Annotated in this window: 12 protein-coding genes; 9 read left to right on the forward strand and 3 right to left on the reverse strand. The window is 63.3% G+C overall.

From position 1 onward, the window contains the following. Nucleotides 1–46 precede the first annotated feature (46 nt). A complete protein-coding gene (locus WD006_RS17180) occupies nt 47–277 on the forward strand; it encodes a DUF3820 family protein (protein ID WP_008643829.1) in 231 nt (76 codons plus the stop codon). A gap of 12 nt (nt 278–289) precedes the next feature. On the opposite strand, the gene WD006_RS17185 is transcribed toward WD006_RS17180, so the two are convergent. Further along, nucleotides 290–1,861, reverse strand: a complete 1,572-nt coding sequence (locus tag WD006_RS17185; RefSeq protein WP_175582362.1) for a glucan biosynthesis protein G — start codon at nt 1,859–1,861, stop codon at nt 290–292. 252 nt (nt 1,862–2,113) lie between these two features. On the opposite strand from WD006_RS17185, the gene bglX reads away from it, so the two are divergent. Further along, nucleotides 2,114–4,432 (forward strand): beta-glucosidase BglX, encoded by a 2,319-nt coding sequence (gene bglX / locus WD006_RS17190; RefSeq protein ID WP_029309315.1) that lies wholly within the window; start codon nt 2,114–2,116, stop codon nt 4,430–4,432. A 6-nt stretch (nt 4,433–4,438) separates the two neighbouring features. On the opposite strand, the gene WD006_RS17195 is transcribed toward bglX, so the two are convergent. After that, nucleotides 4,439–4,672 carry a hypothetical protein gene (locus WD006_RS17195; RefSeq protein ID WP_011518502.1) on the reverse strand — a complete coding sequence of 78 codons (234 nt, stop codon included), beginning with the start codon at nt 4,670–4,672 and terminating at the stop codon, nt 4,439–4,441. 144 nt (nt 4,673–4,816) lie between these two features. Here WD006_RS17195 and WD006_RS17200 point away from each other — a divergent pair, with 144 nt between their 5' ends. The 5 genes from WD006_RS17200 to WD006_RS17220 all read left to right on the forward strand — a co-directional run bounded on the left by WD006_RS17200 (nt 4,817) and on the right by WD006_RS17220 (nt 10,343). After that, complete coding sequence (locus WD006_RS17200; RefSeq protein ID WP_011518501.1) at nt 4,817–5,707, forward strand: alpha/beta hydrolase; 891 nt, start codon at nt 4,817–4,819, stop codon at nt 5,705–5,707. Between the two features lies 1 nt (nt 5,708). Next, nucleotides 5,709–7,772 (forward strand): penicillin-binding protein 1A, encoded by a 2,064-nt coding sequence (locus WD006_RS17205; RefSeq protein ID WP_029309314.1) that lies wholly within the window; start codon nt 5,709–5,711, stop codon nt 7,770–7,772. 11 nt (nt 7,773–7,783) lie between these two features. Continuing rightward, nucleotides 7,784–9,043, forward strand: coding sequence for an arsenic transporter (locus WD006_RS17210; RefSeq protein ID WP_029309313.1), 1,260 nt, complete (start codon nt 7,784–7,786; stop codon nt 9,041–9,043). A 107-nt stretch (nt 9,044–9,150) separates the two neighbouring features. Next, nucleotides 9,151–9,876 carry a GTP cyclohydrolase I gene (gene folE / locus WD006_RS17215; RefSeq protein WP_011518498.1) on the forward strand — a complete coding sequence of 242 codons (726 nt, stop codon included), beginning with the start codon at nt 9,151–9,153 and terminating at the stop codon, nt 9,874–9,876. A gap of 23 nt (nt 9,877–9,899) precedes the next feature. After that, nucleotides 9,900–10,343, forward strand: a complete 444-nt coding sequence (locus WD006_RS17220) for a BLUF domain-containing protein (RefSeq protein ID WP_011518497.1) — start codon at nt 9,900–9,902, stop codon at nt 10,341–10,343. Nucleotides 10,344–10,400: 57 nt separating this feature from the next. Here WD006_RS17220 and WD006_RS17225 read toward each other — a convergent pair whose 3' ends face one another. Next, a complete protein-coding gene (locus WD006_RS17225; protein ID WP_008643850.1) occupies nt 10,401–10,655 on the reverse strand; it encodes a hypothetical protein in 255 nt (84 codons plus the stop codon). A 258-nt stretch (nt 10,656–10,913) separates the two neighbouring features. Between WD006_RS17225 and WD006_RS17230 the strand changes: the two genes are divergently transcribed. Then, the gene (locus tag WD006_RS17230; RefSeq protein ID WP_029309312.1) at nt 10,914–11,849 is read left to right on the forward strand and encodes a hypothetical protein; all 936 of its coding nucleotides are present in this window, start codon (nt 10,914–10,916) and stop codon (nt 11,847–11,849) included. A gap of 378 nt (nt 11,850–12,227) precedes the next feature. After that, entirely contained in the window at nt 12,228–12,881 is a 654-nt protein-coding gene (locus WD006_RS17235; RefSeq protein ID WP_011518494.1) for a response regulator transcription factor, read from the forward strand.

Consider the following 12,881-nt stretch of genomic DNA (forward strand, 5'->3'; position numbering starts at 1 on the left):
TGCCGGCGCTACAATGCGCGCTCGACCATTCCCGGAGATCGCCATCATGTTGCCGGACAGCGAATCCCTACTCCTGCTCGTGACACGCGAAATGCCCTTCGGCAAGCACAAGGGCACACTGATCGCCGACCTGCCGGGCAACTACCTGAACTGGTTCGCCCGGGAGGGCTTTCCTCCGGGGGAAATCGGCCGTCTGCTGGCACTGATGCATGAGCTTGACCACAACGGCCTGGCCCATCTGCTCAAACCATTGCGGGCACAGATGGGCCGCCGCTGACACCGGGTACGCCTAGCGCACCGTCTGCCCCGACACCACCTGATTCACCGTGTCGGGCGGAATCTGGTAGCTCCAGGTCTCGCTAAGCACCTTGCCGTTCGATACCAGCGCCTCGCGCATTTCCACCACCTTCTTCGGGTCCTTGACCTTGATGCGCAGCGTCACACGATAGCCCTTGGTCACGGGATTCGGCTGGATCACGTTCTCGATCACCTCCGCGTTGTCGCTGACGCTGAACGACGGCTGCACCTGCGTGTTCGGCGGCAGATTCGCCAGCACCGGGCCTTCGAAGTCGATCACGAATCCAAGACTGCCGTCGAGATGGCGAATCAGGTTGGCCTGCGTGATCTCGCCCGCGGTCCGCATCGTCTGCTTGACCCATGCAAGGTCCTTCGCGAAGATCGCGCGCTCGTCCATGGTCCAGTGCATCGTGTAGTCGGCGCGAATCGGCTGCCCCTTTGGCGGCAACTGGTCCGGCGTCCAGAACGCGACAATGTTGTCGTTGGTCTCGTCGGGCGTGGGAATCTCCACCAGTTCGACCTTGCCCTTGCCCCAGTCACCCTGCGGCTCGATCCACGCGCTCGGGCGCAGATCGTAGCGGTCCTTCAGGTCTTCATAGGCAGAGAACTCCCGCCCGCGCTGCAACAGGCCAAAGCCGCGCGGGTTGTTGACTGCGAACGTGCTCAGCGCCACGTGCTTCGGGTTGTTCAGCGGACGCCACAGCCATTCCCCGTCGCCAGTATGGATGGCCAAGCCATTCGAATCGTGCAACGCCGGGCGGAAATTGTTGGCGTCACGCTGCTGGTTCGGGCCGAACAGGAACATGCTGGTCAGCGGGGCGATGCCAACCTTCGTCACCGGGCCACGCATGAAGACGCGTGCCTGCACCTTGAGCGTCGCATCCTCGGCCGGATGGAGTTCGAAGCGATAGGCGCCCGTGGCGCTCTTCGAATCGAGCAGCGCATAGAACACGACGCGCTTGTCTTGCGGGTTCGGCCGCTCGATCCAGAACTCGCGGAAAGCCGGGAATTCCTCGGGCTCGGACAGACCCGTATTGATGGCCAGGCCACGGCTCGACAGGCCATAAACCTGCCCCTTGCCGATCACTCGGAAATAGCTGGCGCCAAGCACGCTCATGACTTCATCGAGCTTGTCGGGCCGGTTGACCGGATACAGCACGCGGAAGCCGGCATAGCCCAGCTTGTTCGTCGCCGCGCGGTCCAACTTCAGATCGCCGAAGTCGAAGCGGCTTGCGTCGTAGCGAATCTCCTGGACCTTGCCGCCGGCGATTTCGCTGATGCGGACCGGCGAGCGGAATTGCATGCCCTGGTGATAGAAGCCCAGGCGGAATGGTGTGCCCTGATCGTTCCAGGCCAGATGATCCAGCTTAGGCTGGATCTTGATGTAATCGGCGAACTGCATCTGGGCGAACACCGGCGGCAGGTTGCTGACTGGCGCCGCATAGGGCTGCTCCGCCAGTTTCTTGGCACGCGCGGTCACGTCGTCGAGCGAAAAGGCATGGGCGGCCGGCGACACGCCGACAAGGCACCCGGCAAACGCAAGCCCCGGCAAGAGAAGTTTCATCCTGTTACGCAAAGACGCGGCAAAGACGGCAAGAACCACAAAACCCTCCAGGTACAGACATCGATCAAAGGCCACAAGATTGCCAGTGTATGGCGTATAAGGCTGTAGACTTGCGGCGCAGTTCACAAAAATAACCCATTTCGCCTGACTAGCCTGTCAGACACATGGCGACAGCCGGCTCATCCTCCGTGCCGCATCATTGCCGGACGAGGCTACTGCAATCCGCCCATCAGAGACAAAAGCAACATGCGAATGCTTTCCACGCTGGCCCTCGCGGCTGGCCTTGCCTGCGCGCCCTTGATTGCGCCAACTTCCGTATCGTCAGCCTACGCGGCGGACATCCAAGCCACCGGCAAGTCCGACAAGCAGGCGCTCATCGCCGATCTGATCGGCCGGATGACGCTCGACGAGAAGATCGGCCAGCTCCGCCTGATCAGCATCGGGCCCGAGATGCCGCAGCCGCAGCTCATCAAAGAGATTGCGGCAGGCCGCGTGGGCGGCACGTTCAACTCCATCACGCAAGCGGAAAACCGTCCGCTGCAGGATGCGGCAGTCATGCAGAGCCGGCTGAAGATTCCGATGTTCTTCGCCTACGACGTGGTCCACGGCCATCGCACCGTGTTCCCGATCAGCCTTGGCCTGGCGTCGAGCTGGGACATGGGTCTGGTGGAAAAGACCGCGCGGATTTCAGCCGTGGAAGCCGCAGCAGATGGCATCGACGCCACGTTCGCGCCGATGGTCGACATCTCGCGCGATCCGCGCTGGGGCCGCACCTCGGAAGGATTCGGCGAGGACCCGTATCTGGTATCGCAATGCGCGCGCGCAAGCGTCAAGGGCTTCCAGGGCACGTCTCCGGCCAATGCCGACAGCCTGATGGCCTTCGTCAAGCATTTCGCGCTGTACGGTGCGGTAGAGGGTGGGCGTGACTACAACACCGTGGACATGAGCCTGCAGCGCATGTACCAGGACTACCTGCCGCCCTACCGCGCCGGTCTGGACGCGGGGGCCGGCGGCGTGATGATCGCGCTGAATTCAATCAACGGCCAACCCGCCACGTCCAACAGATGGCTGCTGCGTGACCTGCTGCGCAAGGAATGGGGCTTCAAGGGCGTCACCGTCAGCGACCACGGCGCGATCGACGAACTGCTGCGCCACGGCGTGGCCAGCAACGGCCGCGAGGCGGCTAAGCTGGCCATCGAAGCCGGCGTCGACATCAGCATGGCGGACACGCGCTATCTGGAACAACTGCCGACCCTCGTGAAATCGGGTGCCGTGCCGGTAGCGCTGATCGACGATGCCGTGCGTGAGGTGCTTGGCGCGAAGTACGACATGGGCCTGTTCGCCGACCCGTTCCGCCGTATCGGCGTCGCGGCGCAGGACCCGGCCGATGTCGATGCGGAGAGCCGCCTGCACCGTGCCGAAGCACGCGAGGCCGCCCGCAAGTCGATCGTGCTGCTGGAAAACCGCAACCAGACGCTGCCGCTGCGCAAGTCAGGCAAGGTAGCCGTGATCGGCCCGCTGGCCGACGCGCAGATCGACATCCTGGGTAGTTGGTCCGCTGCGGGCAAGCCTCGTCAATCGGTCTCGCTGCTGCAGGGTATGCGCGACGCGCTGGCCGGCAAGGGCGAGGTGATTTACGCGCGCGGCGCCAACGTGACCGACGACGCCCGCGTGGTCGGCTATCTGAACTTCCTGAACTGGGACAGCCCCGAGGTGGTGCAGGACAAGCGCTCGCCGGGAGAGATGATCGACGAGGCGGTACGCACGGCACGCGATGCCGACGCGATCGTCGTGGCCGTGGGCGAGTCGCGCGGCATGTCCCATGAGGCCTCGAGCCGCACGAGCCTGTCACTGCCGGGCAGCCAGGAGGCACTGCTCAAGGCACTGAAGACCACCGGCAAGCCGCTGGTGGTGGTACTGATGAACGGCCGCCCCCTGACAGTCAATTGGGAGAAGGACAACGCTGACGCGATGCTCGAGACCTGGTACGCCGGTACCGAAGGCGGTCACGCGATCGCGGACGTGCTATTCGGAGACGAGAATCCGTCGGGCAAGCTGCCGGTCTCGTTCCCGCGCTCGATCGGCCAGATTCCGACCTATTACAACCACCTGCGCATTGGCCGGCCGTTCACGCCAGGCAAGCCAGCCAACTACACATCGCAGTACTTCGAGGAAGAATCCGGCCCGCTCTACCCGTTCGGCTACGGCCTGAGCTACACCACGTTCAGCGTGTCCGAAATCCGGCTGTCGAGCCCGAAACTGGCCCGCAACGGGACGATCAACGCCAGCGTGACCGTGAAGAACACCGGCAAGTACGCAGGGGAAACGGTAGTGCAGTTCTACGTGCAGGACGTGACCGCATCGGTCGTGCGTCCGGTCAAGGAACTCAAGGGATTCCGCAAGGTGTTGCTCGCGCCCGGCGAATCGCGCGCGATCGAATTCCCCGTCACCGAGGACACGCTCAAGTTCTATAACGCGCGCCTTGAGTACGTGGCCGAACCGGGCGATTTCAATCTTCAGATCGGCCTGGATTCGGCTTCGGTGCGCGAGGCGCGATTCACGCTGGAATGAGGCGCGTCAGCGGTTGCCGTCGAGCAGGTCGTTGAGGATCTCGTCGAAGGCGGCCTGAGCGTCTTCAAGACCCTGCAGGGCTGCGTCGAAGGTTTGCAGCGCAAGCTTCGACGGCTTGCCGGCGCCCTGCGGGGGATACTGGCTCAGCAGGGCGGTAAACGCCACCTGAACCTGGCGCGTGGCATTGACCACACGCTCCATGGCTTGCGCTTCTTCGGCGCGCTTCTGTTCGTCGTTCATGCGCAACAGCCCTCCTGGGCCTGGATTCGATATGCGGCATATCGTACAAGAACTCGCGGGCACCCGGCCCAGTCCAACGCCGCGTTACCCATTTTTCGGTTAGGCTGGGCAAGATCGTTCGCCCGTGACCAACCCTTCGCCCCCATGTTTTCACTCCTGCGCAGAACGCTGGCCGCCACGCTCGTGACCGCCGGAGGCTTCGTCTGCTACTGGACCTACCTGACCATCAACCAGGAACGGCTGCTCTTCGATGCACGCCGGCGCCCGCCGCGCGATCTGCCGGATGGCATCGTCGGCTACTCTCATGCCGTGCCCGGCGGCCAGTTTCGCGGCTACTGCTACCACGCCGACCACGAGGGCGTGGGCGACCTGTTGTTCTATCTGCCGGGACGGGGCGAGGATGTGCTGGAAACGCTTCAGTTCGTGAAGTGGCTGCCGCACGGAATGGGCTTCGCGACATTCGACTATCGCGGAATCGGTCACTCGGACGGGATGCCCTCCGAGGCGGCTGCCGTTGCCGATGCCAGCCAGTTCCTGCTGCATCTTCGCCGGGCCTTCCCCGGCGTGCGGGTGCATGTGGTGGGCCGTTCGCTCGGCACCGGCGTGGCAATCCAGCTTGCCGACCTGCAGGATTTCGAAAGCCTGCAACTGATCACGCCGTACGATTCCCTGCTCGAGATCGTGCGAAAGCGTTTTCCGCTGGTGCCCCTGCGTCAGTTGATGCGGCATCACTTCGATTCGATCTCGCATTGCAAGAAGGTGGTCCAGAGCACCAAGGTCCTTCTGGCCGAGAGCGACGACGTTGTGCCCCACGAATGCTCTGAACGGCTGATGGCGGCCTGGCCCGGCCCGGTCGCGCTGCAGATGATCTCCGGGGTCGATCACTACACGATCATCGAGCGTTGGGAGACATGGCACGCGCTGTGCGAATTCGCGCGGGAAGTGCCGCATCAGCCGCCAGACCGCACCCAACAGCATCCTCCCTCCGACCATACCGAATCCGGTGTGCCTTTGCCGCTCCCCGCAGCACGGTAGAATGCGCGCCATGAAAAAGATTGCAGTCAAGGCTGCCGGCGTCGTCGCGGCGCTGGGAGCCGCCGGCGTCCTGCTCGTCGGCTTTGCCGCGGTAGTCAGCCTGCGGCAACTTCCCTCGGTCGACGCATTGCGCGACTATCGTCCCCAGGTACCGCTGCGCGTGTTCACCAGCGACGATGTTCTCATTGGCGAGTTTGGCGCCGAGCATCGAGAGTTCATCCCGATCGAGAAAATGCCGAAGCTGATGACCGAGGCACTACTCGCGGCCGAGGACGACCAGTTCTACAACCATGCCGGCGTGGACATCCCCGGCCTGGTCCGCGCGGCGCTGGCAGACCTCGGCGAGGGCTACGCGCAGGGCGCATCCACCATCACGATGCAGGTGGCGCGCAACTTCTACCTGTCCCGCGAAAAGACGCTCGCCCGCAAATGGTACGAAGTCCTGCTGGCATGGCAGATCGACCGCACGCTGCCCAAGGACCGCGTCCTTGAGCTCTACATGAACCAGGTCTACCTGGGCGAGCACGCCTACGGCTTCGGCAGCGCCGCGCAGACGTACTTCGGCAAGCCGCTGGCGTCGCTCTCTCTGGCGGAGACCGCAATGCTGGCGGGGCTGCCCAAGGCACCCTCGACGATGAATCCGCAGGTGAACTACCCGCGCGCCAAACGTCGCCAGGAGTATGTGCTCGGCCGGATGCTGGCGCTGGGCATGATCACGCAGGACCAGTATCGCGAGGCGCGCGGCGCGCAACTCGTAGTGAGCCGCGACGCCAACGGCAGCTTCAGCGGGCACGCGGAGTACGTGGCCGAACTGGCACGGCAACTGGCGTTCGACCGCTTCGGCGACGAAGCCTATACGCGCGGCATCAATGTCTACACCACGGTGTCGTCGGTGCGCCAGACATTGGCGTACGACGCCGTGCAGGCCGGACTGGCCAGTTACGGCAAGCGGCACGGCTCGGCGAAGGCACAGGTCGCGCTGCCCCAGGCGGCGCTGGTCTCGCTCGATGCGAGCACCGGCGCGATCGAAGCCATGGTGGGTGGCGCCAGTTTCGATACGAGCCGGTTCAACCACGCCACGCAGGCACAGCGCCAGCCGGGATCCACGTTCAAGCCGTTCATCTATTCGGCCGCGCTGGAGCGCGGCATTTCGCCCGGCACGCTGATCAACGACGCGCCGCTCGACGACCCGCGCTGGCAGCCGTCGAATGATGACAATCGCTTCGTCGGCCCGATCACGGTACGTCAGGCGCTGGCGGAATCGCGCAACCTGCCGGCTATCCGCACGCTGCGCGCCATTGGCATCCCCTACGCAATCGACTTCGCGGGCAAGTTCGGCTTCTCCACCAAGCGGCTGCCGCCGTATCTGCCGCTTGCGCTGGGCACGGGCACCACGTCGCCGCTGCGACTGGCGGCCGCCTATGGCGTGTTCGCCAACCAGGGCCACCGCATCGAACCCTACCTGATAGACAAGATCACGGATGGCGACGGAAACGTGCTGTTTGCCGCGCAGAACGCAGCGGAGGTGACGCGTGTGATCTCCGAGCGCAATGCGTTCGTGATGAACAGCCTGCTGCAAAGCGTGGTGGACGAGGGCACCGGTACCGGCGTGAAACGCTATCTGCGCCGGGACGATGTGGCCGGCAAGACCGGCACCACCAACGATTCGGTAGACGGCTGGTTCGCCGGCTACGCGGGTGATGTGGTAACCGTGACGTGGATGGGCTTCGATGACAATCGCAGCCTGGGCCGGCACGAGTTCGGCGCGACCACCGCGCTGCCCATCTGGGCTGCCTACATGGAAGGACGCCTGGCCGGCGCGCCAGAAGCCAGCTTCCCGACGCCACCGCAGCTTGCCCGCCTTAATGACGACTGGGCCTACGCGGAGAACGCGGACGGATCCCACGGAATTGCATCGATTGGATTCCCGCCGCCGACTGTCACGCCGGACGTACCTGCCGAGGGCAGCCCTCCCGGCGCACCGACAGCCGCGGCGCCGACCCCTGCAGCGCTTGAGGTATCGCCGCAGGTATCGTCCCAACGTCCTGCCGCTACCGGCCTGTGACCACGGCCGACATGCCCGCCTACGCGACACCGCTGATCTGGAGCGTCGCGGCACTATCCACGGCGGGCGTGCTGTTCCGGCCCTTTCGCCTGCCCGAGCCGTTCTGGGCAATGGCTGGCGCGCTGGTGCTATGCGTGGCAGGACTGCTGCCATGGCGCGACGCCCTCCAAGCCGTGGCACGCGGCAACGACGTCTATCTGTTCCTGGCCGGGATGATCCTGATCTCGGAACTCGCCCGCAAGACAGGTCTGTTCGATCATGTGGCCGCGCTGGCCGTGCGCGCCGCGCGGGGGTCGGCGCGCAAGCTATTTGCGCTGGTCTATGGCTTCGGCATTGCGGTGACAGCGTTCATGTCGAACGATGCCACGGCAGTCGTCCTCACCCCCGCGGTCATCGCCGCGACACGCGCGGCACGGGTCAAGCACCCGTTACCCTATCTCTACGCCTGCGCGTTCATCGCCAATGCGGCGAGCTTTCTCCTGCCGATCTCTAATCCGGCCAACCTCGTGCTGTTCGGTGACCGCATGCCACCTCTGACCAGTTGGCTGGCACGCTTCACGCTGCCGTCGGTGGTGGCCATCGCCATGACGTTCATCGTCCTGTACTGGACGCAACGCGATGCACTGGCCGAGCCGATTGAGAACGACGTGCCGACGCCCCCTCTGACGCTCCAGGCCTGGCTGACGACGCTGGGCATCGTGCTGACCGGAGCGGCACTGTTGACGGCCTCGCTGCACGGGCAGGATCTCGGCTGGCCGACGTTCATCGGTGGTCTGTTGACCCTGGCTGTCGTCTGCGCCACCCAGCCGCGACTGCTTGTGCCGGCGCTCAAGGAGGTGTCCTGGGGCGTATTGCCGTTGGTGGCCGGACTGTTCGTCCTGGTTGCCGGCCTGGCCCAGACCGGCTTGACCGCTCAGCTTGCACATTGGGTGCGGATGCTATCCGGGCTGCAAGGGCCGGAGGCCGTGCTTGGCGCCGGTGTGGCGGGCGTGCTCGTCGGCATCACGAGCAACATCGTCAACAACCTGCCGGCCGGACTGTTCGCAGCCTCGGCGCTGGCGGCAGGCCACGCCTCTGATACCGTCACGGCTGCCGTGCTGATCGGTGTGGACCTGGGCCCGAACCTGTCCATTACCGGCTCGCTGGCCACCCTGCTCTGGCTGACCGCCCTGCGCCGTGAAGGTCATATGGTCGGCGCCGGCACCTTCCTGAAGACCGGTGCGCTCGTCATGCCGCTGGCACTACTCCCGGCCCTGGCGGTACTGCGCTGAGGCCATGCCCAGCAGCGGGCTGTTGCAGGTTGTGGTGCAATGCCAACTGCCATATAGTGAAGCACCGCGCACCGCGTGCGCCGACGCCCAACTCCCTGCGGCCACACATGTCACACAAGGATCAGTCCGATCGCCCCGAGCACACGCCCACCGCCTCGCCCGTATCCAACCGGATTCGGGCGCGCATCGAGGCTGCCGGCGAGCGCTTCCACGCCAACGACAATATCTCTCGCCATATCGAGCACGGTGAACTCGAAGCCCTGCAGGCCGAGGTCGAAGCCCGCATGGAAGACGTATTACGCACGCTGGTGATCGACGTCGACCAGGATCACAACACACGCGAGACCGCTCGCCGCGTAGCCAAGATGTATCTCAAGGAGATCTTCGCGGGACGCTACGCGAAGGCGCCGGATGTGACCGAGTTTCCGAACGTGGAACAGCTCAACGAGCTGATGATCGTCGGGCCCATCCGCGTGCGCAGCGCCTGCTCTCATCACCTGTGCCCGATCATCGGCAGCTTGTGGGTGGGGGTGATGCCGAACCGTCATTCCAATCTGATCGGCCTGTCCAAGTATGCGCGACTGGCGGAATGGATCATGTGCCGGCCGCAGATCCAGGAAGAAGCCGTGGCACAGGTCGCCGATCTGCTGCAGGAGAAGATGAATCCAGACGGCCTGGCAATCGTCATGGAAGCCGAGCACTTCTGCATGCACTGGCGTGGCGTGCGCGATACCGACGCCAAGATGACCAACAGCGTCATGCGCGGCTCGTTCCTCAAGGACGACAAGCTGCGCCGTGAATTTCTCACCCTGCTGAATCTCAATCGCCGCTGACTCGCTGCCCGGAGGGAACACCGATGCTAGTCCGCCTGCTCTACGCCAGCCGCGCCAGACAACCGCTTGACGCCGATGTGCTGGACGCCATCCTCGACACCAGCCTGGAACAGAACCTACGTCACGGCATCACCGGCGTGCTGTGCCACAGCAACACCGTCTTCCTCCAGGCACTGGAAGGTGATCGGGAAGCCGTCTCTCGGCTTTTCCTGAATATCGGCCGCGATGATCGCCACCACCACGTCGTGCTGCTGAGCTACGAAGAGATCGCCGAGCGGGCCTTCGCCGGCTGGTCGATGGGACGCGTCAACGCGGGCCGGATCAATGCCGCGACGCTGCTCAAGTACTCCGCGCAAGGCGAACTCGACCCCTGCCGCATGCCCGGTGCGGCATCGCTGGCACTCCTCACGGAACTGATCGCCGGAGCGTCGATCATCGGCCGCGGTGGCGAGCGAGGACGCCACTGACGACCGAAGGCGAGCCCGACCGCCACATGACCACGTAAATGCCTGCGCGTTTGCGTCTTACTGTGTAGATACCTGCCCGAACAGGCCGCATTCCAGATCGCTCTCGAATTCCTCGATCCACGCCGACCCCGGGCCGGCCTCGTAGACGCTTTCCGCGCCGGTACGCTGCCGCCGCACCGTCACCTGACGGGCGGACGTTCCGTTTACATCGAAAACTTCGAACTCCTGGGCTGCAAGACCAACCTGCCGGAACAAGGCTTCGAGATCCTGACGTTCGTTGGCGGGAAACTCGGCGAATTGACGCATTGCCATGGCACACCTCCATGCGGGGGTTGTACGGCGCGATGCAACGAATACAAGCTGCCACGCGCGGCTTAGAGAATGCCACCAAAATCAACGGCAAGTGGCGCGCGACGAAAGACCATGGCCATATCGAATGTATTGTGACGCAGCCGACGTTCGTAGCGTGACGGTGTATATCGCACATTTCAAGGAACAGCGATGGACCCGACACTCCCCAGCCCGTAGTGTTTTTGCTCATCTACTCATTCATCACGGGCGAGACACACAATGCAGACGAAATCCAGCACGTTACGGGAGACGGAACAACAGCGACAAACCATCCTGCAAACGGCACGGGCCCAGGCGGAAGCGCTCAACGGGATGTATCAGAACACACTCTCAGCGTTCCTCGTCGCGCCAAATGCCATGCCGCTGCCACGAGCCGCCCGCGCGATGTTCTGGCTCGGGCGGCTGCGGCAATGGCGCGCGATCGACCTGAGCGGCGACGAAGCGTGCCCGGTCCCCAACATGACCTCCCTGCAGCTCGGCGTCATCGAGTCCATCGCCGGCACACATGCGCTGGCGCTCCACAAAGAAAAATGGAGTGGTCCGCACAGCCGTCAGGCTTACGAACGCGATATGGCCTTGCAGGTAGCGATGCTGCTAGCGCTGGAGTGGCGCGAACTTGCCGCCTTCGCACTGCAAGCCTGGTTCGGCACCAACAGCGAGCTGGCTTCCCTGCACCCGGTCAGTGGCATGACCGGCTTGATCATCGGTGTCGCGGGTCAAGCGCTTGGGGTCGGTGTGCCGCAAGTCACGTTCCAGAAGGGTGACGCCGTGCTCTCAAAGATCGTCAATCACTGGCAGGATAGCGATATCGCATTCGCGCCGCTGGCTCGTGAACTGGCCGACAGGCACGTCAACCAATGCCGGCTCGACACCGACCACTCGCTGTTCGACTTCGATCACCCCGTCGAGCAGGCCATTCCCGTCGAGCTTCTGATGCTTCTGCGCTTGCGCGACGGCGACAAGGTCCCGGCATGGCTCGCCCGCCACGGTGCTTTCTCCCACCCTGCGGCGGTCATGCTCAAAGCGACCACCCCATCTCAATCGCAACTGTGTCACAGCTTCATCACCAGCGCCACAACGCTTCTCCCTCAGTATGGAGATTTGTCCGCCGCGCTTGACCGTCAGATCTCCGCATCGCGCAAACTTTCAAGCTAGATCTTCGATTTTTCAACCTATCGTCTTACCGGCCTTCGATTTATTTGCATCGAAACCATCAAAATCAGTCGAAGTACGATTTTCGTTTGATTAGTTAATTGCGAGAATCTTCGCCTTACGACTCTTGCCTGAACGCCTCGCATGACCCTCCCATATCCAACTCAACTGCGACGATAGTCGTGCAGTTGAGATTTCATAGCGACATTCGCTATCGGACAGTTGCACCACAAGTTGATCACAAACAATTTCGACTAAACAGGTGCGACTATCTCGTGCCGATACGATATAGAGTGCATTCCCTAATTTTCAGATAGCTAAACCCTCTCACGCAGCGCGTTCGCCAGAATGCGTTGCCTGGCTGCGAAAGGACATTGATGCATGATTGCGAAAACCATTCGGGTGGCGCTGGCGGATGATCATCCGCTCGTCGTTGTCGCTTTGCGAGATTGCTTGCAGCGTACTCCGGGCTTCCAGGTGACATGTGAATGCACGAACGGCAGTGAACTGGTCGACGCCTTGACGCAGAATCCGGTCGACGTTGCCGTCACCGACTTCAGCATGGGGCATGGCGATACGTCGCTGGACGGATTCAATCTGTTGCGCAAACTGCACAGACGCCATCCGGACACGCGTATCGTGGTGGTCAGCGCCCAGACGAATCCTGGTGTGGTCAGCCGCGCGATGAAGCTCGGCGCGCGTGCGTTCGTCAGCAAAGAAGACGAACTCGACGAAATCGTGCGCGCCTGTATCCATGTCACCGTCAGCAACGGCCACTTCTATTCGCCGTCGATTCGGGCGGTGCTGGACAGCGCCACCGCGGCGGCCACAGCCGCCCCCGCCACGGATCTGACATTGCGTGAGCTCGATGTCGTGCGGCTCTATGCGCAGGGCTTCCAGCTCACCGAGATCGCCAACAAGCTCGGGCGGTCGGTGAGCACGATCTCCAGTCAGAAAACCGTTGCCATGCGCAAGCTGAGCGTCCAAACCAATACGGACCTTATCCGCTATGCCTATGAAAACGGTCTGATCTGA

Origin of the sequence: Cupriavidus sp. Met-2, from assembly GCF_049843575.1 — a bacterium.
GTDB classification, from domain to species: domain Bacteria; phylum Pseudomonadota; class Gammaproteobacteria; order Burkholderiales; family Burkholderiaceae; genus Cupriavidus; species Cupriavidus metallidurans.

Bases quoted from the DNA above. Each gene is read 5' to 3' on its own strand.
- WD006_RS17180 (WP_008643829.1), top strand. From the start codon at position 47: ATGTTGCCGGACAGCGAATCCCTACTCCTGCTCGTGACACGCGAAATG.
- WD006_RS17185 (WP_175582362.1), bottom strand. From the start codon at position 1,861: ATGAAACTTCTCTTGCCGGGGCTTGCGTTTGCCGGGTGCCTTGTCGGC.
- bglX (WP_029309315.1), top strand. From the start codon at position 2,114: ATGCTTTCCACGCTGGCCCTCGCGGCTGGCCTTGCCTGCGCGCCCTTG.
- WD006_RS17195 (WP_011518502.1), bottom strand. From the start codon at position 4,672: ATGAACGACGAACAGAAGCGCGCCGAAGAAGCGCAAGCCATGGAGCGT.
- WD006_RS17200 (WP_011518501.1), top strand. From the start codon at position 4,817: ATGTTTTCACTCCTGCGCAGAACGCTGGCCGCCACGCTCGTGACCGCC.
- WD006_RS17205 (WP_029309314.1), top strand. From the start codon at position 5,709: ATGCGCGCCATGAAAAAGATTGCAGTCAAGGCTGCCGGCGTCGTCGCG.
- WD006_RS17210 (WP_029309313.1), top strand. From the start codon at position 7,784: ATGCCCGCCTACGCGACACCGCTGATCTGGAGCGTCGCGGCACTATCC.
- folE (WP_011518498.1), top strand. From the start codon at position 9,151: ATGTCACACAAGGATCAGTCCGATCGCCCCGAGCACACGCCCACCGCC.
- WD006_RS17220 (WP_011518497.1), top strand. From the start codon at position 9,900: ATGCTAGTCCGCCTGCTCTACGCCAGCCGCGCCAGACAACCGCTTGAC.
- WD006_RS17225 (WP_008643850.1), bottom strand. From the start codon at position 10,655: ATGGCAATGCGTCAATTCGCCGAGTTTCCCGCCAACGAACGTCAGGAT.
- WD006_RS17230 (WP_029309312.1), top strand. From the start codon at position 10,914: ATGCAGACGAAATCCAGCACGTTACGGGAGACGGAACAACAGCGACAA.
- WD006_RS17235 (WP_011518494.1), top strand. From the start codon at position 12,228: ATGATTGCGAAAACCATTCGGGTGGCGCTGGCGGATGATCATCCGCTC.